This window comes from Gemmatimonadota bacterium, assembly GCA_022560615.1.
In the GTDB taxonomy this organism is placed as follows: Bacteria; Gemmatimonadota; Gemmatimonadetes; order Longimicrobiales; family Gaopeijiaceae; genus UBA1138.
Window position 1 is genome coordinate 60,173 of record JADFSR010000013.1, and the last position, 21,037, is coordinate 81,209.

Annotated in this window: 23 protein-coding genes; 4 read left to right on the forward strand and 19 right to left on the reverse strand. The window is 65.1% G+C overall.

Translation table 11 applies throughout. The features are described from left to right. Positions 1 to 243: 243 nt before the first annotated feature. Positions 244 to 684, reverse strand: coding sequence for a GatB/YqeY domain-containing protein (locus tag IIB36_09490; protein MCH7531972.1), 441 nt, complete (start codon positions 682 to 684; stop codon positions 244 to 246). An 87-nt stretch (positions 685 to 771) separates the two neighbouring features. Further along, positions 772 to 1,122, reverse strand: a complete 351-nt coding sequence (locus IIB36_09495) for a histidine triad nucleotide-binding protein (GenBank protein MCH7531973.1) — start codon at positions 1,120 to 1,122, stop codon at positions 772 to 774. Positions 1,123 to 1,323: 201 nt separating this feature from the next. Here IIB36_09495 and IIB36_09500 point away from each other — a divergent pair, with 201 nt between their 5' ends. Next, a complete protein-coding gene (locus IIB36_09500; GenBank protein ID MCH7531974.1) occupies positions 1,324 to 1,755 on the forward strand; it encodes a hypothetical protein in 432 nt (143 codons plus the stop codon). Positions 1,756 to 1,806: 51 nt separating this feature from the next. On the opposite strand, the gene IIB36_09505 is transcribed toward IIB36_09500, so the two are convergent. From IIB36_09505 to rpmE, 15 genes are all read right to left on the reverse strand, one after another. Continuing rightward, complete coding sequence (locus IIB36_09505; GenBank protein ID MCH7531975.1) at positions 1,807 to 2,682, reverse strand: 50S ribosomal protein L11 methyltransferase; 876 nt, start codon at positions 2,680 to 2,682, stop codon at positions 1,807 to 1,809. Next, positions 2,679 to 3,839, reverse strand: coding sequence for a molecular chaperone DnaJ (dnaJ, locus tag IIB36_09510; GenBank protein ID MCH7531976.1), 1,161 nt, complete (start codon positions 3,837 to 3,839; stop codon positions 2,679 to 2,681). The genes IIB36_09505 and dnaJ overlap by 4 nt, the downstream gene beginning before the upstream one ends. Positions 3,840 to 3,873: 34 nt before the next feature. Continuing rightward, on the reverse strand, positions 3,874 to 4,935 hold the full coding sequence (hrcA, locus tag IIB36_09515; GenBank protein ID MCH7531977.1) for a heat-inducible transcription repressor HrcA: 1,062 nt from the start codon (positions 4,933 to 4,935) through the stop codon (positions 3,874 to 3,876). 5 nt (positions 4,936 to 4,940) lie between these two features. Further along, positions 4,941 to 6,146: a radical SAM family heme chaperone HemW gene (gene hemW / locus IIB36_09520; protein MCH7531978.1), complete on the reverse strand. Its 1,206-nt coding sequence runs from the start codon at positions 6,144 to 6,146 to the stop codon at positions 4,941 to 4,943. Next, on the reverse strand, positions 6,130 to 7,212 hold the full coding sequence (dprA, locus tag IIB36_09525; protein MCH7531979.1) for a DNA-protecting protein DprA: 1,083 nt from the start codon (positions 7,210 to 7,212) through the stop codon (positions 6,130 to 6,132). Before dprA ends, hemW begins: the two co-directional genes overlap by 17 nt. Further along, a complete protein-coding gene (gene obgE, locus IIB36_09530) occupies positions 7,212 to 8,237 on the reverse strand; it encodes a GTPase ObgE (GenBank protein MCH7531980.1) in 1,026 nt (341 codons plus the stop codon). Before obgE ends, dprA begins: the two co-directional genes overlap by 1 nt. Before the next feature lie 3 nt (positions 8,238 to 8,240). Then, positions 8,241 to 8,465 carry a hypothetical protein gene (locus IIB36_09535; protein ID MCH7531981.1) on the reverse strand — a complete coding sequence of 75 codons (225 nt, stop codon included), beginning with the start codon at positions 8,463 to 8,465 and terminating at the stop codon, positions 8,241 to 8,243. Then, positions 8,462 to 9,457, reverse strand: coding sequence for an asparaginase (locus IIB36_09540; protein MCH7531982.1), 996 nt, complete (start codon positions 9,455 to 9,457; stop codon positions 8,462 to 8,464). Before IIB36_09540 ends, IIB36_09535 begins: the two co-directional genes overlap by 4 nt. Positions 9,458 to 9,882: 425 nt before the next feature. After that, a complete protein-coding gene (locus tag IIB36_09545; protein ID MCH7531983.1) occupies positions 9,883 to 11,505 on the reverse strand; it encodes a S41 family peptidase in 1,623 nt (540 codons plus the stop codon). 92 nt (positions 11,506 to 11,597) lie between these two features. Continuing rightward, positions 11,598 to 12,230, reverse strand: coding sequence for a dTMP kinase (gene tmk / locus IIB36_09550; GenBank protein MCH7531984.1), 633 nt, complete (start codon positions 12,228 to 12,230; stop codon positions 11,598 to 11,600). Between the two features lie 3 nt (positions 12,231 to 12,233). Next, complete coding sequence (locus IIB36_09555) at positions 12,234 to 13,547, reverse strand: inositol-3-phosphate synthase (GenBank protein MCH7531985.1); 1,314 nt, start codon at positions 13,545 to 13,547, stop codon at positions 12,234 to 12,236. Between the two features lie 38 nt (positions 13,548 to 13,585). After that, positions 13,586 to 13,942 (reverse strand): YlbF family regulator, encoded by a 357-nt coding sequence (locus tag IIB36_09560; protein ID MCH7531986.1) that lies wholly within the window; start codon positions 13,940 to 13,942, stop codon positions 13,586 to 13,588. Positions 13,943 to 13,967: 25 nt separating this feature from the next. Further along, positions 13,968 to 14,894, reverse strand: coding sequence for a peptide chain release factor N(5)-glutamine methyltransferase (gene prmC, locus IIB36_09565; protein ID MCH7531987.1), 927 nt, complete (start codon positions 14,892 to 14,894; stop codon positions 13,968 to 13,970). Beyond that, positions 14,887 to 15,984 (reverse strand): peptide chain release factor 1, encoded by a 1,098-nt coding sequence (prfA, locus tag IIB36_09570; protein ID MCH7531988.1) that lies wholly within the window; start codon positions 15,982 to 15,984, stop codon positions 14,887 to 14,889. Before prfA ends, prmC begins: the two co-directional genes overlap by 8 nt. A 34-nt stretch (positions 15,985 to 16,018) precedes the next feature. Next, positions 16,019 to 16,228, reverse strand: coding sequence for a 50S ribosomal protein L31 (gene rpmE, locus IIB36_09575; GenBank protein ID MCH7531989.1), 210 nt, complete (start codon positions 16,226 to 16,228; stop codon positions 16,019 to 16,021). Between the two features lie 436 nt (positions 16,229 to 16,664). Here rpmE and IIB36_09580 point away from each other — a divergent pair, with 436 nt between their 5' ends. From IIB36_09580 to IIB36_09590, 3 genes are all read left to right on the forward strand, one after another. Next, a complete protein-coding gene (locus IIB36_09580) occupies positions 16,665 to 17,219 on the forward strand; it encodes a dCTP deaminase (protein MCH7531990.1) in 555 nt (184 codons plus the stop codon). 117 nt (positions 17,220 to 17,336) lie between these two features. Beyond that, entirely contained in the window at positions 17,337 to 19,439 is a 2,103-nt protein-coding gene (locus IIB36_09585) for a TonB-dependent receptor (protein ID MCH7531991.1), read from the forward strand. A 27-nt stretch (positions 19,440 to 19,466) separates the two neighbouring features. Then, the gene (locus IIB36_09590) at positions 19,467 to 19,796 is read left to right on the forward strand and encodes a TfoX/Sxy family protein (protein MCH7531992.1); all 330 of its coding nucleotides are present in this window, start codon (positions 19,467 to 19,469) and stop codon (positions 19,794 to 19,796) included. A gap of 26 nt (positions 19,797 to 19,822) precedes the next feature. Here the strand turns inward: IIB36_09590 and IIB36_09595 are convergent, their stop codons facing one another. Both IIB36_09595 and IIB36_09600 read right to left on the reverse strand, forming a co-directional pair. Continuing rightward, on the reverse strand, positions 19,823 to 20,155 hold the full coding sequence (locus IIB36_09595; protein ID MCH7531993.1) for an FKBP-type peptidyl-prolyl cis-trans isomerase: 333 nt from the start codon (positions 20,153 to 20,155) through the stop codon (positions 19,823 to 19,825). Between the two features lie 238 nt (positions 20,156 to 20,393). Continuing rightward, positions 20,394 to 20,825 carry an FKBP-type peptidyl-prolyl cis-trans isomerase gene (locus IIB36_09600; protein ID MCH7531994.1) on the reverse strand — a complete coding sequence of 144 codons (432 nt, stop codon included), beginning with the start codon at positions 20,823 to 20,825 and terminating at the stop codon, positions 20,394 to 20,396. Positions 20,826 to 21,037 lie beyond the last annotated feature (212 nt).

The following is a 21,037-nucleotide window of genomic DNA, read 5'->3' on the forward strand; positions in this document are numbered from 1 at the left end:
GGTGATCGGAGAGGGGGGCGGGCCGCCACCCGTGCTGTCGCACGGGTCCCCGAGTGCCACGGCCCCCAGAGGGCACCCGCGCATTGCGCGGGTCGCGGAGGGGCGAAGGCGTAGCCGTAGCGGGCACCGCCGCCGAAGGCGGTGGTCCGAGACGCTCCAACGACGGAGATGGGGCCGTGCCACCCCAACCCACAGCCATGCGTGCCTTTTCATCAAGGTGTTGGGCACCACCCCCCTCTCCGATCACCCTTCTAGCTCCTCCCGCACGATCCGGTTCGCTTCCTTCCCGTCGAAACGGCCCCGGATCTGAGGCATGATGCGCGCCATGAGAGGGCCCATCTGGTCGGCGCCGGCGGCGATCGCCTGCTTCACGAGCGCTCGCACTTCCTCTTCTGAGAGCCCTTCAGGTAGGTATTCAGCCAAGACCTCCGACTGTGACTCCTCAGTCGTCGCGAGCTCCTCCCGGCCCGCGGCCCGCATCTGGTCAGCGGCGTCCTTGCGCTGCTTGATGCCCTTCGAGATGACCTGCACCACGCCGTCGTCATCGAGCTCGCTGCGTTGATCGATCTCTTTGTAGCGCACCTCCGAGAGCACGGTCGACAGCACGAGCGTGCGCAATTTGTCGCGCTCTTTTCTGGCCGCCGTGAGGTCCGCCCGGAGCCGGATCTTGAGGTCGCTGGACACGAGTAGTCCGCCTCTTTTTGCGCGTGGGACGTGCGTCGGGCGGAAGAAGCTACGTTCTAGCCCGAGTACGGGTCAACGCGCCTCGGCTCAGCCCGGAGGCCACGTCAGAGCGCGCCCACCCAACAGGTGCAGATGCATGTGGCGCACCGTTTGACCTCCGTCGTCACCGGTGTTCATCACCGTGCGATATCCGGCTTCAGCGACGTCCTCCGCCCGAGCGATGTCCCGCGCCGCGAGCATCATTTCACCCAGCACGCCTTGATGGTCGTCCAGCGCCACCTCGAGCGATGTGATGTGTTCGGTGGGGATGACGAGGATGTGGACCGGCGCCTGGGGGCTGATGTCGCGAAAGGCGAGGAGATCCTCGGTACGGTGCACTACGTCGGCGGGGATCTCGCCTGCCACGATCCTGCAAAAGAGGCAGTCAGGGTTGGTCATGAGTGTGCTCCGAAGACGGCGAGTCGGGCGTGCGGGGTTCCCTCCCATCGATCTAGTGCGTGCGAGGGACCACGCGCAATGCGAAAATCAGACGCGGCTCCAACTGCGTCCCAACATGCGGCCGGCCGGACCATGGAGACGCCCCTTCCCGAATACGAGCTTCCGCCTTCCGCACTGACAGACGCTCACCGAGGAGGAGCAATGGATCTGAATCCGATCATCGAGTATGCGGAGCGTATTCTGCTCGAACACCCCCACCCCGCCCTCCGACTCACCGAGCTGCACGAGCTCCTCGCCGAGCGCTTCGACCGAAGCCTCGAACAATCGCGGCTACGCGGGATGCTCGAGGCACACCCAAAGGTGTTCCGAGTGCTCGATCCGTGGCGCGGCGCGTGGAGGAGTCCGGTGCAGCCACGGGCGGCTCTGTATGCGGCCGACCCGTGGGTCATCATCGTGACACATCCCGATGGAGCCGACCACTCGCAGGGACCAACGGCTCTGAAGCTGAGGGAGAGCGTTCGTTGGCTGGCGCACGACATCGACGCGCGCTCGGCCTACGAAGTCAATCGCTGGTACGCGATCGTTCTGGCCGAACGGCAAGCGCGCAGTGTCATCCAGCGAAAGGCGGCTTGAACGCTAGCAGCCCGTGGTGGAAGTACCACGGGCTGCCAGGCATGAAGCCTGTCAACCGGTGGAATCGAAGAGGAGCGAACGCCATTCACCATCTCGGTCGATCGCCCGGCACGTGAAGCCGAGCTGTTCCGTCTCCTCACGCAGCTCATCGCACTCGTGATCGAGGATTCCTGAGAGCACGAGCCAGCCGCCAGGTCGCACAGCGGCCCGGAAGCCGCCGATCAGCGGCCGCAAAAGGCCGGTCTCGAGGTTGGCCACGAGGCCGTCAACCGGACCCCATGCCTCGAGCTTCTCGGCATCGGCCCATTCGATGAGCACGGCCACCCGGTCCGTCCCGCCGTTGTTCTGCAAGTTCGCGTGTAAAGCCTCGGCCGAGAGCTCGTCGGACTCCACCGCGGTTACGTGAGCCGCGCCGAGAAGTACCGCCGCCACCGACAGAATCCCGGACCCGGCTCCGACGTCGAGCAGTCGATCGCCCGGTGATACGGCACGGTCGAGCAGCCTGAGGCACCCACGCGTCGTGCCATGCTCCGCGGTGCCAAACGCCATCCCCGGATCCAACACTATGACCAGGTCCTCCGGTCCGGCCCTGAAGTCGGTCCAGGACGGACGCACCACCAGCCGGTCGGTGATCCGGCGCGGAGCAAGCCCCCGCTTCCAGGTCTCGGCCCAATCCTCGTGAGCCTGCCACCGAGTCCGGAGCTCCAAGTCTGCTAGTCCGGTCATCGCCACGAGTGCGTCCCGGACGTCCGTGACAAAAGCTTCCGGGTCATCGGGTTCGCGTACGTGCGTCACGCACCACCCGTCCTGTTCTACCGCAGCGCGCCCCGCCACATCGACGAGCCCCTCCGCGAGGAGCGGGATCGACTCCTCCACGGAAGGGCAGCGCACGCTCAACTCCAGCCAGCGTCGGCTCGCGTCACTCATCCGCCAGAGAACGCCTCCTTCACCCGAGACCAGAACCCCTTGTGCGAGCGCCGGCGAATCCGCTCTGGCGCGGGCGACTCGACCTCACGGAGGCGACGCATCGCCTCCTCCTGCTCAGGCGTGAGCTCGTCAGGAGTCCAAAGCAATATCTTGAGCAGTTGATCTCCACGGTGGTGACCATTGAGCTCGGGGAGGCCGAGTCCCCTCAACCTCAGAAGGTCACCGCCCTGGATCCCCGCCGGCACCGTCACTCGCGCGGTACCGTCGATCGTAGGCACTTCGATCTCGTCGCCGAGTGCGGCCTGCCCGAACGTGATCGGTAGTTCGTGAATCAGGTCGGGACCGTCCCGAACGAAGCGCGGATCGTCTTCCACCTCCAGTAGGACCACGATATCTCCGCGCGGACCACCCCGCGGGCCGACGCTTCCTCGCCTGCGAAGCGTGAGGAAGTTCTCCGACGTGACGCCGGCAGGGACCTCCACCTCGATCTCTGTTTCGCGCCGAGCCCGCCCCTCGCCACGACACGCGTCGCAGCGCTGCTCGATCACACGCCCTTCGCCCTGGCAGGTCTGGCAGGGCTGTACACTCACGAACTGTCCGAACACCGAACGCTGGACGTGCCGCTCTTCACCGGAGCCGCCGCATACGTTGCACAGAGTTGGTGCGGTGCCCGCCCGCGCTCCCGAACCATCGCAGCTTCTGCACTCTTCGAGCAGCGCGACGCGCAAGGTCTTGGTGACCCCGTGAGCAACTTCGGAAAGCGTCAGCGGAAGCCGGATTCGAACAGTCTGAGCCTTGCGCGATGCTGTACGCTGCCCGCGGGCGCCGCGCATGCCGAAGATGTCCTCGAGCCCCGAGAAGCCGCCGAAGTCGCGCATGAAGACGTCGACCGCGTCGCTGAAATCGAAGCCACCCATGCCGCCCGGCCCCGCTCGACCCTTGAGGCCTTGCTCCCCATATCGGTTGTAGGTCGCGCGCTTGTCGGGGTCACGCAGGACTTCGTACGCCTGCGTGACTTCCTTGAAGCGCTCCTCGGCCTCCTTCGAACCCTGGTTGCGGTCGGGGTGAGACTCGAGCGCGAGCTTTCGGTACGCTTTCTTGATCTGCTCCGTGTCCGCATCGTGCGGCACGCCGAGCAGTTTGTAGTAGTCGGACATCTATTTCCTTCAGAGCCCCAGAAGTTTCAGAACTTCAGCTCTGCAGCATGCGTGTCACGAGTGTCGACGTGTAGTCCACGATCGTAACTATCTTTTCATAAGGCATGCGCGTCGGGCCGATCACGCCGATCACGCCCCTGAGGTCGCCCGTCCTGTACTCCGAGGTGACGAGCGTAAAGTCGGCGAGCTCGCTGCTGTCGTGCTCGCCGCCGATCGTGATCACGACGCGACCCCGGTGCTCGCGATTACCCACGGTCCGCGCGAGAAGATCCCGACGCTCGGTCAGCTCGATGAGGCTCTTGAGCCGATCACCGCTCTCGAACTCCGGCTGCGCCGCCAGCACGCTTGCGTGCCCGAGATGGATGTCGGTGCCATCCAAGTCCCTGAGGTCGAAGAGCTCAGCTCCCGACTGCACGAAGATGTTGAGAAGCTCAGCCGCCTCCGCTTGCCCGCCATGTGAGTCCCGCAGACGCTGCGGCAGCGTCCTTCGAATCTCCTGCAGGCTCAGGCCGGCAAGCCGCTCGTTCAAGGCGAGCGTTAGGGTCACCAACGCCTTCTCGGGGACTTCCACAGGGAGGTCGACGTACACGGTACGCACGACACCGCCACGTATCGTCACCACCAGAAGAACCTTGTTGGACGAGACCTGGATCAACTCGAGCTTCTCGAGCACCGCATCGTCGAGGCGCGGCGCCAGCGCCACACCCAGCTCGTTCGATAGGAGGCTTAGCGCTCGCGTAGCGTGGCGCACCAGTCGCTCGACCGCAGACCCCGCCACGTCGAGCTCGCGCTCCAGACTCGAGCGTTCGGCCTCCGTCAGAAGGATCGGTTCCATGAGCCGATCCACGAAGAAGCGGTACGCGATGTCGGTCGGGACACGGCCTGCCGAAGCGTGCTGGCGGAAGAGGTAGCCCTCCTCCTCCAGGTCGCTCATGGTGTTGCGGATCGTGGCAGCGGAGATGCCGAGGCTGAACTTCCGGGAGATCGTGCGGCTCCCCACCGGCTCGGCCGTATCCACGTAGGTGCGTACCACAGCATCCAATACGTGGCGTTCTCGGTCGGTCAGTTCGTCGCCGACCAGCTCTCGTTTGTCCATCCCGCTCATCTCCGAAGATCGAGAGTCGCGGATCGCGGCGTCAACCCAGGGCCGCATCGCTCGAGCTCAACCACAAGCTCGTCGAGCAAGAGCCAGCCCTCTGCGTTCAGCCGCAGCGCGTCTTCCGACGTCAGCGTCCATCCACGGCCTGACCATGCGCTCGCCAGGCCCCGTTGCCGCTCGTCGAGGTCCATGAGCGGCACGCCTTCGCTCGTGCGAAGCCCGAGCCAGAGACGCTCGAGCCTACGCGCATCAGCGTCAACTGTCTCGCGGTCGTCCTCGGGCACGTTGCCCGCGCGCGCGCGCTCACTGTACGAGGGCCACTCACGGAGATTCCAACGCCGCACGGGAGCTGCGAAACTGTGCGCGCCGTTCCCGAGCCCGAGGTACGGACGGCCGTCCCAGTACACCGCGTTGTGGCGCGACCGATGGCCCGGAATGGCAAAGTTGGACACCTCGTAGTGCTCGTATCCCGCGGCGCCGAATAGTTCGGCGGCGAGCAGATACTCGTCCTGGTACTGCTGCTCGGCGACCGGGCTCTCGTTCCCCTCTCGCACGGCTCGTCCGAGCGGCGTCCCATCCTCCACCGTGAGGCCGTACAGGCTCACATGCGGCACGTCCAGCGCCAGTGCACGCTCGATATCGTCCCGCCATGACCGCTTGAGCCGCCAAGGCAGCCCGAAGATCAGATCGACACTCAAGTTCGTGAGGCCGGCCGAATTTGCGGCGTCGACGGCCCGCTCGGCACTCTCGGCGCCGTGTAGCCGCCCCATCCACCGAAGGGCCTCGGCGTTGAACGTCTGCACCCCGATGCTGAGGCGGTTCAACCCGGAGCGGCGCCACGCCGAAGCCAGCTCCCTGGTCAGGCTCTCCGGATTCACTTCCGCCGTCCACTCCAGGTCGGAGCTCCCGAGGCGCCGCCGCCCGACGACAGCCGCGAGTGCCTCCATCGCGTCCTCGCCCAGTAGTGAAGGCGTTCCGCCGCCGACGTAGAGCGTGTGGAGTGAGTCCTCGAGGGCGAAGAGTCCCTCCCTCTCGACCGCTCGCAGCTCACCTTCGAGCGCGTCGCGCCACGCGGCCAGGTCGCCGTGCCTGCTGACATGTACCGCGAAGTCGCAGTAGAAGCAGCGGCGTACGCAAAACGGGGCGTGGACGTAGACCGAGCGCACCGTCGTCGGGGCCGCGCGTCTGGTGTCAGGAGGCACGCTCAAACCGCAGTCCGGGGCGTTGCTCGACCCATCCGTTCACCTCGAGCTCGGTGAGCAGAGCCAATGCCTCCGACACCCCCAACCCCACCAGGACCGCCAGCTCTTCCACATGTACGGGCCCGCGATCGAGGCCGAGCAGAAGGAGACCCTCGGCGCCTCCGGGTCGAAGCCGCTCGCTTGCGCTCGACGAGCCGACGCCAAGTTCTTCGAGGAACCGCTCGACCGATACCAGCGGTCGAGCACCGTCTGCGAGCAGCGCGTTGCTGCCCTCACAAGCGGCTTGGTCAACCGGCCCCGGCACCGCGTATACGTCGATGCCGAGGTCGAGCGCATGCTCCACCGTAATGAGCGAGCCGCTGCGGCGGGACGCCTCCACAACTACAACTGCCTGGCCGAGCGCCGCGAGCACACGATTTCGGCGGGGGAAGTGGTGCGGCAGCGCCGGCGTCCCCGGGAGGAACTCGGACACTACGAGCCCCCCCGCCACGATGTCCCGGAAGAGTCGCCCATGAGACGCCGGATAGGCTCGGTCGGGACCTCGCCCGAGCACGGCAATGGTCCCACCGCCGGCGTCGAGCGCGCCCACGTGCGCGCAGCCGTCGATGCCGAGCGCCATTCCGCTCACGACCGTGTAGCCCGAACGCGCGATCGCCGACGCCAACCGTCGAGCGAAGTCGCGAGCCCGAGCGGTCGCCTTCCGTGCCCCGACGATCGTGATGCACGGGGTCGACAAAAGCTCGGCCCGACCGCGCAGAAAGAGTACGGGCGGTGGGTCGGCGAGGTTGCGCAACATCCTCGGATACTCTGCGTCCGACCACGTCAGTGCGGGTGCGTTCAATCGCTCGGCATCGTTCAGCCCGGCCGCGACCCGGTCTCGAATCTCGGCGTCGCCCCTCGCGATGGCGGCACGCTGTCCGGCGACCACTGAGAACGCACGGGCCGGCGCGGCCAGCGCGGCTCGTCCCGAGCCGAACCGCGCGACGAGTGCGGCCAGCGTTTTCAGTCCGATTCCGTGTATCTGGTCGAGCATGAGCAGCGCGCGTACTTCGGCCTTGTGATCGGCTGGCATCACGAACTCCACCAACCCTCGTCGGCGCCCGGCGTCTCCCCTGTGCCCGCCTTTCGACTCGCTTCCCAGAGCAACGGGAGAAGCTCGTCCACCCCCCTGTGGGCGACCGACGAAACACCGAATACCCCCCACGCGTCCGGGGCTTCCAGCTCCGGTAGCGGCTCGTCGGCCGGCAGCAAATCGGTCTTGGTGAGCATTACGCAGTGGGGTGTCATCGCGAGTTCGGTCGAGTACGCGTCCAGCTCCGAGCGCAGCGCCTCGTACTCCACCTGGACGTCCGGGGCATCGACCGGAATCACCAGCGCCAGTGTGCGGGTGCGTTCGATGTGCCTCAGAAACTGATGCCCCAGTCCCTTGCCCTCATGTGCGCCCTCGATGATCCCCGGAATGTCCGCGATCACGAAGGTCCGGAAATCGGACAGTTGAACGACGCCGAGGTTCGGCTCGAGCGTGGTGAATGGATAGTCGGCGACCTTCGGCCGGGCTGCTGTGACCGCCGCGAGAAACGTCGACTTGCCCGCATTCGGTTCGCCCACGAGCCCGACGTCGGCGATGAGCTTGAGCTCCAGCCGCACGCGGCGCTCCTCACCCTCGCCGCCCCGCTCCCAACGACGCGGCGCCTGCTGTGTAGACGTCTTGAAGTGAGTGTTCCCACGTCCCCCACGGCCCCCGAGAGCGACGACGATGCTCTGGCCGGGCTCGAGCAACTCCCCGAGGCACTCCTCGGAGTCGGCGTCGTAGGCGACCGTGCCCGGTGGCACCTTGAGCACGAGATCGTCACCGGAGCGCCCCGTTTTGTTCTTGCCGGCACCATGCATCCCACGGTCCGCCTTGTAGTGCCGACGGTACGAATAGTCGAGCAGGGTCGCGAGCTGCGCGTCGGCCTCGAGCAGGACGTCACCGCCCTTCCCCCCATCTCCACCTGCGGGGCCCCCGCGCGGCACTCCCTTCTCCCGGCGGAACGCCTCCGATCCGGAGCCTCCCGTTCCCGCTATCACCTCGATAACCGCCCGGTCGATGAACACCGCTCAGCGTTCCAGGCCAGTACGTGCGCGAACCGAGACCCGGGTCTGGGGCAGCCCCGGGCGCCCCAGGAACAGGTAACTCCGTAGGATCAGCTCCTCGACGGCGTCCGTCCCACCGCGCTCAGCCGCGACCCGCATCGCAGATTCGAGCTCTTCGTCGCGACGCGAGGCGAGCACAGCGCTGAGGCGTACGAGCACTTCGTGGGCATCGGAGGCCGGCGCAGTCATGCGATGGCGCCGGCCAGATCGAACGCGGCCCGGATCTCCCCAACCTCTTCACCCCGGGTGTTGTACAATGTCGGGTTCGCGTGTTGGCGCAGTGCGTCGACGTCGTCGCTCGAAAGGACACCGAGCTCGGAGAGCACACGCACGAGGGCCACTTCGACCGCCCGGCGCCCGCCGTCAACCACCTTGATCGCGAAGCCGAGACCCCGCTCAGTCACGCCGCCGGCGTACACCCCTTCGGCACCAACCTTCACAAAGGCCCGTCCCGCCGCCCGCTTCATCACGTCGGTGCAGGTGCGCCCCGTGCCACCCACCATGAACGGATGCGCGGTCATGGCGTTCACGACCCGTTTCGCCCCCTCGTCCCTGGCGGCCGCCGCTGCGAACCGGGCGAACGAGGCCGCCATGTCGCGCAGCGGCACCGCGAAACACATGACGCCACATCCGTCGACACCGGTTCGGATCTCCTCGCTGCTCAGCTCCGTCCACCGTCGGATCTCGTCGAGCATGCGGAGCTGCACAGGATGTTCCGGAAGATGATAGTCGACGGGATCCCAAGCGAGGGCGGCCGCAAGCGCGAGCATGCCCGCATGCTTGCCCGAGCAGTTGTTGTGAACGCACGCGGCCTGACCGCCACCCGCCAGCAACGCACGTGTAGCCTCCGGCGAGAACGGAAGGTGTGGCCCACACCGCAGCAACGACTCTTCGAGGCCGGCCTTGCGCAGAATCGACCGGGCGCCGGCCACGTGCTCCGTCTCACCCTCGTGCGACCCACAGCACAGAGCCAACTCGGCATCCGAAAGCCCGAAGCGGTCGACGACGCCCTCTTCCACCAGAGGAAGCGCCTGCAGGGGCTTGGCGGCCGAGCGGTAGTACGTCAGCTCGTCAACATCACCGATGGACGCGACTACGGCTCCTTCGTGGTCCGCGACGACTATACGAAGCGAGTGTCTCGCCTCCACCAGATCGCCGCGCACGACCTCGACTACGCCCATTCGTCCGCCAAGTCCATGGATCCGAGATCGTGGTCACCTGTAAGGAAGCGGCCCCAACGGGGCGTGGGCATGACGGAATCGGACCGGCCGCCGAATCTAGAAGGGTGATCGGGAAGGTGGGTGGGCCGCGTTGGAGTGCCACGGCCCCATATCCTAGGCGGAGCTTCGAAGACATAGCCGTCGCTACGTCGAGGAGCTCCAACGACGGAGATGGGGCCGTGCCACCCCAACCCACAGAGGCGTAAGATCATATCAACCATGGTGTTGGGCACATGGCGGTTGCGCGGTTGATCCTGCGTCTCTCCTCGTCACCGTAGCTCGGCTACGACTCCTCGTCGTTCCTTGCCTGAACGCGCGCAAGCGCCATGTGCGCGGCCCACCCACCTTCCCGATCACCCTTCTAGGCACGTGGGTCCGCCACAGTGTCAGGAGCCCGAGTCTTGCTCGTTCTCCGCGGACGCGACTTGTGCGATCAGATCCGCCGGGTTCGCAGCACCCCGTAGCAGCTCGACCGCCTTCATCAGCTGGGTGTCGTGCCTCCGGGACTGCTCGAACTGCCCAGCGTCACCCCACGCCTGCAGGGCGATCTCTCGCTCCATGCGGTAGCGAACGAAGCGCTGGGCCGCCATGAATTCGTCGTGGTCGACTTCCGCGCGCCACTCGGGAAGCGTCTCGTAGAAGTCCTGGATCTCGGCGTCACGCACGACGAAGCCCGGTTGGGCATTCGGGTGGTCCTGAACGAATGAGACGGCGTAGTTGAAGAGCGCCGTGCTGAATTCTCCCGCCCGACGGAAGACCCGGTAGACCGCTTCGGCCTCTTGGGGCGACAACGTCTCTGGAGATACGAAGAGATCGGGAGTGATACCACCGCCCCCTAACAGCGTGCGGCCACCGAGCGACTCGTACTCAGGGCGTCCATCGAGGACGGTCGGTATCACGATCTTGCCCGAGATCGCGAGCTCGTGCTCCGCCACATCGACGACGGCATCGGGATCACGGTCGATCGAACGACCGACGGGCGTATACCACCGCGCCGTAGTCAGCCGCAATACGTCTCCGCCCGTGAGCCGGAAAAGACTCTGCACGGAGCCTTTGCCGTACGTCGTCTCACCGACGATCACCGCCCGGTCGTGATCCTGGAGCGCTCCTGCGATGATCTCCGACGCCGAGGCACTGGTGCCGTCGACCAGCACGACGATGGGCAGATCCTTATATCGATCCGGTGACGACGATGAGTACGTCGCGTTTTGGTTCGCGGCCCTGCCCCTCGTTTCGACGATGGGGAGGCCTGCTTCGAGGAACAGATCGGAGACCGCGATCCCCTCGTCGAGCAAGCCACCCGGGTTCCCGCGCAGATCCAGGATCAGTCCGTCGAGCCCTTCCCCACGCAGCGAGTCGACGGCAGCTCGGATCTCGCTTGACGACGTCTCACTGACGGTCTGCAGCGGCACATAGCCGATCCCGGGCTCCAGCATGAGCGCGAAGGGCACCGCACGCAGTCGGATCGTCGCCCGCTTGATGGTGAATTCGATCGGCTCCTCGACTCCTGGGCGAAGCATCTTCACCGTGACTTCAGTACCGGGACGGCCGCGCAGCAGCTCGACCGCCTGGTCCGTGGTCATCGTGTCCGCGGGAATCCCCTCGATCTCGAAGAACTTGTCACCACCGCGAATCCCGGCGCGTTGGCCCGGAGTGCTCGAAATCGGACTGACAACCGTAACCCAACCGCCGCGGTCGATGACCTCGAGACCGATCCCTTCGTACTCTCCTTCAATGCGGATGCTCAGGTTCTCGTATTCGTCGGCGGGCAAGAACGACGAGTGCGGATCGCCGAGGTCGCGGATGAGTCCGTCGATCGCGGCGTTGTAGAGACCGGCGGGATCGACGTCGTCTACGAAGCTCGTCTCCACGTGCTCTACGACTTCCTGGAGCACGCGCACACGGACGTAAATGTTCGCGGCTCGGTCGACGCCCTCCTGCAATAACCAGCCGCCTGCCATCACCGCAAAGGCGACCACGACCACCGGCGCAAAGACCCCTCGCCTCACGATTCCACCCTCCTGCTCACGTTCGACCGATCCATTCTGATACCGAGCACTCCCCGGCAGCCCATCGCAAACCCTCTCGGTTATACCGCGCCCTACCGGAAGGTTTCAGGGAAACACGTCTCGAGAAGTCCACGGATCGTCGCGTGCACGTCCTCGGGCGCCCCACGGGCGCTCAACACTTGAACTCCCGGCTCCGTCTCCGCCAACGCAAGATACCCTTCACGCACGGACTGGAGGAAGCCGTATCCCTCCTTTTCGATGCGATCCGGTATCATGCCATCTCGACGCTGACGTTCGCTGGCGGCTTCGGCCGGCAGATCGAGCACGATGTACAGGTCCGGCCTCAGACCACCCGTAGCGATCCGCAGGCCGTCCCTCACGTCGTCCAAATCCAGCCCCCGACCGTAGCCCTGGTACGCGAGCGTGGAGAGCGCAAAGCGATCCGCCAATACGACCTGGCCCTTTGCGAGCGCGGGCCGAACGACGTCGCGCACGAACGCCGCCCGCGCCGCGAGGATGAGCAAGAGCTCGGACTCAGCAGGCATCTCCAGGTCGTCGCGACCGAGCACGACCTCGCGGATCGCCTCACCCACCGGAGTACCCCCGGGTTCCCGCGTGAGGATGTGCGGGATTTCGCGCGCAGCCAGCCAAGACGACAGGAGGGCGGCCTGCGTGGTCTTGCCCACGCCGTCGGCGCCCTCCAATACGATGAAGCGCCCCGCCATGGTCTAGTCGTAGTACTCCACACCCAGGTGAGTCGCCATTTCCTCGCGCATCATCCAGCGAAGCGTGTTTTTCAGCTTCCAATGCTGAATGAAGAGGTCATGCTCCGGATAGAGGCCAGGCGCGGTCTGCGGCGCCTTGAAGTAGAACGACAGCCACTCCTGGATCCCACTCAGGCCCGCGCGCGACGCGAGGTCGAGGAAGATCGCCAGGTCCAGCACGATGGGCGCGGCGAGGATCGAGTCGCGGCAGAGGAAATCGACCTTGATCTGCATGGCGTACCCCATCCATCCGAAGATGTCGATGCTGTCCCACCCTTCTTTGTTGTCGCCACGCGGCGGGTAGTAGTTGATCCGCACTTTGTGGTACATGTCACCGTACAGCTTCGGGTAGACGTCCGGCTGCAGAATGTGCTCGAGCGCGCCGAGTTTCGACTCCTCCTTCGTCTTGAACGATTCGGGGTCGTCGAGGACCTCGCCATCGCGATTGCCGAGGATGTTCGTGCTGAACCACCCCGACAAACCGAGCATGCGCGTCTTGAAGCCCGGGGCGAGGATCGTCTTCATGAGGGTCTGGCCCGTCTTGAAGTCTTTGCCACCAATGGGCACGCTGTTGTCGGCCGCGAGCTGCTCGAGCGCGGGAATGTCCACCGATAGGTTCGGGGCGCCGTTGGCGTACGGTACGCCCTCCATCAGCGCCGCATACGCGTACAGCATACTGGGCGCGATCCCCGAGTCACCGTCGCACATGGCCTGCTCGAACGACCCGAGGGTCTCATGCACTGCACTCGGGCGTAGGAAGACCTCGGTCGAGGCGCACCAGATCATCACGAGGCGGTCGCAGCCGTTCTCCTCCTTGAAGCGGCGGATGTCGGCACGGATCTCCTCGGCCTGTTCCATTTTGGTGCCCGACTTCTTGTTCGGGCCGTCGAGCTTCTTCACGTAGTCGGTGTCGAAGGCTGCCGACATCGGCTTGATGGCAGACAGAAAGTCCCGGATCGGGTCGAGGTGCTTCTCTTTTTGGAGAACCCCCGCGTTCACCGCGCTCGCGTAGCCGTCGTCGGGAATCGGGTCCCAGGTGCAGAAAACGAGGTCGTCGAGACCGGCGAGTGGCACGAAATCCTGGATGAGCGGAGCGCGGCCATCGGTACGCTTGCCCAACCGAATCGTGTTCATCTGGGTCAAGGAGCCGATAGGCTCCGCGAGTCCGCGGCGCACGGCTTCCACGCCGGCAACGAACGTCGTGGCGACGGCCCCGAAGCCGGGCAGAAGTACGCCGAGTTTGCCCTCGGCCGGACGGATCTCAGTAGGCTGCTTCACTGAAAAGCCTCACGTTTGAGTTGATCGTTGAACTGGCCCTACGGAACGATGATCCGGCTCCGGGCGCCCTCTTCGATGCCCCTTGCCACGGTGTCGTTCACCTTCATCATGACCTTCTCGAAGTTGGCCTGTGCCGAAATCAGGCGCTGGAAGCCCGCCTTGATCTGAAGTTCCTCGGCAGCCTCCGTGTAAACCTTCTTCGCGTCCTCATCGGGTTCCTGACCGGCAAGCATCGACGCCTCCAGGCGCTGCTCGAGCGCCTCGAGGCGATTCCGAAGCTCGACCAACTCCCGGTCCTCATCCGCGGCATCCATCGCCCGTTTGAGCGCCTGATACTCGTCGGTCCGCGCCAGGGCATTCCCTAGGTCGCGCGCCTTTTCATCGATGCCCATCATACCCTCATGTCTCCGGTCCGGAATCTCAGTTCGTCATCGCCCGACGCGTGAGCACCATCCGCTCACGTCCCGTTAGGTCCCTTCGCACGCGTGCGTCGACGTACTCGCCCGTATCCTCCAGCATGGCCACCACCGGCCCTGCCTGGCCCACGCCTACTTCCAGCGCCAGCAGCCCGCCCGGCCGCAAGCGCGAACCCGCGCCTACGATGATGGCCCTTAGCGCCACCAGCCCGTCCGGCCCCGCGAAGAGCGCGTCACCGGGCTCCCACTCGCGCACTTCGGGCTCGAGCGACGGAGCCTCCCCCTCCGCAACGTACGGCGGATTGGACACCACGAGGTCGAAGACCTCCGCCTCCGAGACAGGCTCGAAGTACGAACCCAGCCGGAACTCCACCTTCTCACCCAAGCCAGCGGCCTCCGCATTGCAGCGGGCTACCTCCAGCGCACCCTCGGAGCTGTCTGTCGCCACGACCAACTCGAACGGCCCTTCCAGCACGAGCGACAGCGCGATCGCCCCCGACCCGGTACCGACATCGAGCCCGCGCGCCTGAGCACCTGCGTGAGCCCCGGCCCACTCGAGTACCTCATCGAGAAGGATCTCGGTCTCGGGACGGGGGATCAGCACCCGCCCATCGACCTCGAGATCCAACTCCCGGAAGGCCGCACGCCCTAGAATGTACTGAAGTGGCTCCCTTGTTGCGCGCCGCTTGAGCAGTGGCCGGTACTGGTCCAGCTCCGCGGCGACCAGGGGCCGGTCGAACTGCAGATAGAGCTCCAGGCGCCCGAGCCCCAATACGTCTGCGAGCAGATGCTCGGCGTCGAGACGACCACGCACGATACCTTTGCCCTCCAGGTACTCTCCGCTCCACTCGATCATGCGGAGTACCGTCCAGCGGTCCTTGCCCTGCGCGCCCAGCGGCGACGAAGGTAGTCGGTCGAGGTCCTCACTCATCGTCGGCCCCGAGTCGCTCTTGCTCCTCCGCAAGCCGGAGCGACGCGATCAGCTCGTCGAGTGTCCCGTCCAGCACATCGTTGAGCCGGTGGAGCGTTAGGCCGATCCGATGATCCGTAACCCGCCCCTGCGGGAAATTGTACGTGCGGATCTTGGCCGACCGGTCCCCCGTGCCCACCTGGGTCTTCCGTTCCCTCGCGCGCTCGGCTTCCCGCTCAGCGATCATCCGATCGAGAAGGCGGCTGCGCAGCACCTTCATCGCCTTCGCCTTGTTCTTGTGCTGCGACTTTTCGTCCTGGCAGGTTACGACGAGCTTCGACGGGAGGTGCGTAATGCGTACGGCGGAGTCCGTCGTGTTCACCGACTGGCCGCCGGGACCCGAAGACCGAAAGACATCGATTCGCAGGTCGTTGGGATCGATCTCCAGATCGACCTCCTCGGCCTCGGGCAACACCGCTACGGTGGCCGCCGAGGTGTGGATCCGCCCTTGGCTCTCGGTCGCGGGGACACGCTGAACGCGATGCACACCCGACTCGTACCGCAGTCGACCATACGCGCCACTTCCACGCACTGTGAAGATCACTTCCTTGATCGAGCCTGGGATGCCCTCAGAGAGGCTCATTACCTCGACAGACCAGCGGTTGCGCTCCGCAAATCGGCGATACATGCGCAGAAGATCCGACGCGAAGAGGCCTGCTTCATCGCCGCCCGTACCGGCGCGGATCTCGATGACCGCCGCGCGATCCGCTAGTGGGTCCGGTGGAATGAGCAGCTCACGCACCTGAAGCGCGAGCTGCTCGATGCGCTTGCCGAGTACCGAGAGCTCCTCTTCGGCGAGCGCCTTCATTTCGGGATCGTCGGTCTCCTCCAGCAACTCGGCCGCGCTGCGCTGATCTTCTACCGCGGTACGCTGCTCACGGCTGGCGGTGACGATCCGGTCTAGACGCGCTCTCTCCCGCCCGAGATCCTTCAGCCGCTCAGGGCTCGAGAGCACTTCCGGGCTTGCGAGCTCCGAGTCGAGCTCTGGAAGGCGCAGTTCCGCCTCTTCGAGGCGCTGCAGCAGACGGGCGTCGACGTTCGGGGACTTCATGAGATGGGCCATGACTCAGGAGGCCCTGGCCCCCTCACTTCGCGGCGACCGTCCCGTACATCTTCTTGAAGCGGTCGACGCGGCCCGCGGTGTCTACTAGACGCTGCTTGCCGGTGTAGAAAGGGTGGCACACCGAGCAAATCTCCACGTGGATCTCGTCCACGGTGGACATCGTCTCGAAGCGGTTGCCGCACGCACAGACGGCGGTCGCCGCCATGTATTCGGGATGGATGCCCTTCTTCATGTCCTACTCCAAGCACCTATGTGGAACGGGCCTGGGCGCTAACAGGCCCGGCCCGATTGACTTGCAGGGACATTTTGTACGCGACGCCCCCAGTACAGCCTAGAAAAGTTAAATGTCTCGGGCGGAGGGGTCTAGGGAGCCTGTGAACAAGTAGGGCGCGCCGCGCGCAGGGGTCTCGCGAGTTCAAGAGTAGGAAGGACGACGAGTCGTAGCCGTAGCTACGGCGAGGAGGAGAGACGACCTATTGGGCCGCGACCCCCCTGCGCCCAACACCGAGTGTGACAATCGTACCGGTTTGTGGGTTACGGTGGCACGGCCCCATCTCCGTCGTTGGGGCTCCTAGCCGTAGCGACGGCTATGGCGTCGTCGCCCCGCCTAGGATATGGAGCCGTGGCACCGTAACGCGGCGTGCCCTACTTGTTCAGAGGTTCCCTAGATGCCCATCAAGAGCGACAAGTGGATCCGCCGCATGTGCGAAGAGCACCGCATGATCGAGCCCTTCGAGACTGGTCAGGTCCGGGAGGGGAAGATCTCCTACGGCCTCTCCTCGTACGGCTACGACATCCGAGTGTCGACCGAGTTCAAGGTCTTCACGAACGTGTTCAACTCGATCGTGGACCCGAAGAACTTCGACGACCGCTCTTTCGTCGACATCGTCGGACCGGAGTGCATCATCCCGCCCAACTCGTTCGCGCTCGCTCGAACCGAGGAGTACTTCCGGATTCCACGGGATGTGCTCGTCTTGTGCGTGGGAAAATCGACCTACGCACGTTGTGGTTTGATCGTGAACGTTACTCCCCTCGAGCCGACGTGGGAGGGGTACCTGACGCTCGAGATCTCCAACACGACCCCCCTGCCCGCGAAAGTCTACGGCGGTGAGGGGATCGCGCAGCTCCTGTTCTTCGAGGGCGACGAGGAGCCCGAGGTGGCGTACGCGGACCGCCAGGGCAAGTACATGAAGCAGGTCGGGGTCACGCTCCCGAAAATGTAGGCGGGTTGATCATTCCGAAGCGTCGCAGAATCGTGGGTGGCTCGGCTCGGCTCTTCGCCGCTCTGCCCTTCGTTGCGGCACCGCTCATCCCCGCGTCCGCTCAGGAGCCGGGACTCCGTGCCGCCGGACTCCGTGCTCGTCCTGTCTGAGATCACGGTGCCGATTGGTCGGCTTCGTGTTGGGGCCTTCCCGGCTGCCCGGGCGCCCTTCCCCGTTCAGACCCTTCAGATCGAGGACGGTTCGGCCGAGAGCCTCACGCGTAGGCTAGCCCGTCTCCCAGGTGTCAGCCTCAGCAATCAAACCGGGAGCCCTTACCAATCCGATGTGAGACTTAGAGGCTTCGCACTGAGCCCAATCGTGGGGGTGCCCCAGGGCGTGAGCGTGTTCGTCGACGGCGTGCGCGTGAACGAGGCCGACGCTTCGCAGGTGCACCTGTCGCTCATCCCCGGCGGTGCCGTCGAACGTGTCGAGCTTCTTCGCGGACCTGTTGGAGCGTTCGGAAAAAACGCGCTCGCGGGTGCCCTCAACTTCGTTACCGCGCGGGGGAGCGACGACGCACGAATCGAACTCGAGACGGAGGGTGGATCGTACGGCTCGGCTTCCGGAACAGTGCGCGCCGGAGGGCGATGGGCCGCGTACGACGGTTTCATCGCAGCCTCATATCGGCGGTCAGACGGCTGGCGTGAGCACGGGCACTCGGAGGAATTGTCCGTTTTTGGCAAGCTCGGCTGGAGTGGAGAGCGCACCGACGCCTGGCTGTCCTATACGTTCGAGTCGGACTCGCTGGAGGGAACCGGACCTCTTCCAGAGTCGTGGATCCAGGGGGGAGCTTTGCCTGCCGACATCGTCGCTCCCCCCCAGGATCGGCGCCGACTCCAGTACACCGGTGGAACGGGGGACGCATTCACTGCGCGCATGCACTTCCTCAACGGAAGGCTCGAGCGTGTGCTTTCCGAGGAGTGGAGCGCACAGCTGATCTCCTTCGCCCGCTTTGTCGACTTTCGGCAGTCGAACGACAACGTCACGGAACCCGACGCGCTCGGGATCACCGAGATAGCCTCGGTGGGGACAACGGCCCAGTTGACCTACCAGCCGCGCGATGGACTCCTGCTCATTCTGGGCGCCGAAGGGGTACGCAACGACGTGCGCATCGACATCCAAGCGCACCCGAACCGCGCCTTCCCGAGTCTAGCGCCACACACGACAGAACGCCTCCGTACCGACGAGGGCAATTTGGCAAGCTTCGCCGAGGCTTGGTGGGCGCTTTCCCCGAGCCTTGCACTGCACGGCTCACTCCGGTTCGACTTCTCCTCGCTTCCGGTGACCGACCTTCTCGATCCAGCCGACAGCGGGGAGAACACGTTCAGCGAGTGGTCGGGAGGACTCGGTCTGAGTGGGGACATCGGGTCCGGGGTCAACGCCTTCGCCGGTTACGGGCGGGGCTTCCGCAGCCCGGTGATCTTGGAGGTGAGCTGCGCAGATCCCGAGGATCCGTGCCAGCTCCCCTTCGAACTAGGGCCTGACCCGCCCCTGAGTCCGGTGACGTCGGACACTTGGCAGGCCGGTCTTCGTCTCGGCGGGGAGCGGCTTCGGGGAGAAGCGGTTGGCTACTGGTCCGAGGTCAAGAACGACATCTTCAACGTGGTCGACCTCGAGACGCCGACCCGAGGCTTTTTCACCAACTTGGAGCGGACCCGCCGGCTCGGCCTCGAGCTGTCGGCAGAAGCGAGGCCATTTCGCGGTGAGCACGAGCTCACCATCACGGGCAGCCTTGGCTGGACGCGGGCCACATTCGAGTCCTCGGCGGTCCTCGCCGCGCCGTTCCTCGATGAGGATGAGCAAGGAGCGCCGCCCGAGGTCGAGCCCGGGGACCGCTTCCCGATGGTCCCGGAGTTCTCGGTCTCGGCTGGAGTCGCGTACGCGTTCTTTCGCACTTCGGTAGCCCTGCAAGCACTCTGGGTGGGTGAGCAATTCCTCATCGGCGACGAAGGCAACGAGGCACCCTTCAAGAAGCTCGACCGCTATTCCCTCGTCGACCTGAGAGTCGAACATCGGATCGGACAGGCGATGGCATACCTGGAGTTGTCCAATCTGTTGGATCAGAGATATTCGCCCTTCGGCATCATCTCGCGTAACGTCCGCGGCGCGGAAGAGGAGGTGGAGCGGATTCCTCACGCCCGGTCTCCCACGAACGCTGCGCGTGGGGCTGAGGGTCCGTAGGGGTCGCTGAGTGGAGTGGAGGGGATCGTGGCATACGACGAAGGACTAGCCCAGCGCGTTCGCGAAGCGCTTCCCGAGCGCCCTGACCTCTCCGAACGAAAGATGTTCGGAGGCCTCTGCTTCATGCTCGGCGGCAACACGTGCGCCGGTATCGTCGGGGAGGAGCTCATGCTGCGAGTCGGACCAGACTCCTACGAGGACGCGCTCACAAGACCGCACGCCCGAGAGATGGACTTCACGGGCCGGTCCCTCAAGGGGATGGTCTACATGGGAGTCGCTGGGGTCGCGGACGACGCCGACCTGGCGAGTTGGCTGGATGTCGCGGTGAGCTTCGCGGGCGGCCTACCGCCCAAGTAGCGGCGCGTGAAGCGACAGCCAGCGACTCAGCCGATCGACTCGAGCTCGATCCGGAAAATCAGGATCGAACCCGCCGGAATCGAACCGCGCGCACTGTTTCCATAGCCGAGGCTCGGCGGCATGATAATGAGCCGGATGCCACCCAGCTTCATGCCTAGCACACCTTCGTCGAAGCCGTCCACTGCCCCCCCGGTACCCAGGATGAAGTTGAACGGCCCGCTCTGATCGGAAGAGTCGAACACGTCTCCGTTTGAGAGAAACCCGACGTACAACACGGTCACATCGTTCCCCGCCACCGCCGGCTCGCCGGTTCCTTCGGATATCGTCTCGATGTACAGACCGGAGGACGTCCTGGTCATCGAACCGAGATCGATATTCAGCGACGGCGCGAAGTTCGTCTCTTCGATTACCTCGGGGGCAAACGCATCACTGCACGCAGCGAGAAAAAGAAGGCCGGCCACGGTTGAGGTCAGCGAAGAGAATCTGAGGCGAATCAACCGCATGATGTCTGGTCCTCGAAGCGTGGGACGGCGAACTGGACGGCCCTCGATGCGGACCCCCGGTGCCAGCGGAATACGCTCATCGGATGGCAGAGTTTCAATTCGCGTCGATGAGCTGAACCTCGAAGACCAGAGTCGCCCCAGGAGGCACCTTGCCGCGTCCCCGCGAACCGTAGGCGAGTCCCGGTCGAACCACCAGCCGCCGCCGACCGCCGATACGCATGCCCTGGATGCCCTCGTTCCAGCCCCGAATGACCTCGTTGCCACCCAGTCGGAAGTGGAAAGGGTCACCCTGCAGTTGGCCGTCGAAGACTGTGCCATCGGGAAGCCACCCGACGTAGTAGATCCATACATGGCTCGTCCGTCGCGCCATCGTCCCCGTCCCCTCATTCATGTCCTGCAGGTAAAGACCCGACGCCGTGAGCTGGAAGTCCGCCAGATCGATGCCGAGCTCCGACGCGAAGTGGAGCTGTGCGGGATCCGAGGGAGGCAACGGACCAGCAGGCGCGCCACCAGCACAGGCCGCCATGAAGAGCGTGGCGCCCAACGTCGCGAGCGACGCCCGCCGCTTGGCTGTCCCCCTCGTCATGCGGTTGGTCTTTGGCATCACACTGGGCCTTCTAGAAGGGTCCGAGACGCGTGGCCACGCCGATCGACGTCACCCTCAGACACTATGGCCTGCTCGCGCGAGGGGGCAAGGAGATGTATCCCTTTACTCAGCAATGCAAGTGGATCGCACGT

What these genes read in the sequence shown, in the direction of transcription:
- dprA (MCH7531979.1), bottom strand. Translation starts at nt 7,212, where the DNA reads ATGCCAGCCGATCACAAGGCCGAAGTACGCGCGCTGCTCATGCTCGAC.
- IIB36_09495 (MCH7531973.1), bottom strand. Translation starts at nt 1,122, where the DNA reads ATGACCAACCCTGACTGCCTCTTTTGCAGGATCGTGGCAGGCGAGATC.
- IIB36_09580 (MCH7531990.1), top strand. Translation starts at nt 16,665, where the DNA reads ATGCCCATCAAGAGCGACAAGTGGATCCGCCGCATGTGCGAAGAGCAC.
- hrcA (MCH7531977.1), bottom strand. Translation starts at nt 4,935, where the DNA reads ATGGACAAACGAGAGCTGGTCGGCGACGAACTGACCGACCGAGAACGC.
- IIB36_09595 (MCH7531993.1), bottom strand. Translation starts at nt 20,155, where the DNA reads ATGACCAGGACGTCCTCCGGTCTGTACATCGAGACGATATCCGAAGGA.
- tmk (MCH7531984.1), bottom strand. Translation starts at nt 12,230, where the DNA reads ATGGCGGGGCGCTTCATCGTATTGGAGGGCGCCGACGGCGTGGGCAAG.
- IIB36_09560 (MCH7531986.1), bottom strand. Translation starts at nt 13,942, where the DNA reads ATGATGGGCATCGATGAAAAGGCGCGCGACCTAGGGAATGCCCTGGCG.
- prfA (MCH7531988.1), bottom strand. Translation starts at nt 15,984, where the DNA reads ATGAAGTCCCCGAACGTCGACGCCCGTCTGCTGCAGCGCCTCGAAGAG.
- IIB36_09600 (MCH7531994.1), bottom strand. Translation starts at nt 20,825, where the DNA reads ATGGCGGCCTGTGCTGGTGGCGCGCCTGCTGGTCCGTTGCCTCCCTCG.
- IIB36_09500 (MCH7531974.1), top strand. Translation starts at nt 1,324, where the DNA reads ATGGATCTGAATCCGATCATCGAGTATGCGGAGCGTATTCTGCTCGAA.
- rpmE (MCH7531989.1), bottom strand. Translation starts at nt 16,228, where the DNA reads ATGAAGAAGGGCATCCATCCCGAATACATGGCGGCGACCGCCGTCTGT.
- IIB36_09540 (MCH7531982.1), bottom strand. Translation starts at nt 9,457, where the DNA reads ATGGGCGTAGTCGAGGTCGTGCGCGGCGATCTGGTGGAGGCGAGACAC.
- prmC (MCH7531987.1), bottom strand. Translation starts at nt 14,894, where the DNA reads ATGAGTGAGGACCTCGACCGACTACCTTCGTCGCCGCTGGGCGCGCAG.
- IIB36_09505 (MCH7531975.1), bottom strand. Translation starts at nt 2,682, where the DNA reads ATGAGTGACGCGAGCCGACGCTGGCTGGAGTTGAGCGTGCGCTGCCCT.
- IIB36_09535 (MCH7531981.1), bottom strand. Translation starts at nt 8,465, where the DNA reads ATGACTGCGCCGGCCTCCGATGCCCACGAAGTGCTCGTACGCCTCAGC.
- dnaJ (MCH7531976.1), bottom strand. Translation starts at nt 3,839, where the DNA reads ATGTCCGACTACTACAAACTGCTCGGCGTGCCGCACGATGCGGACACG.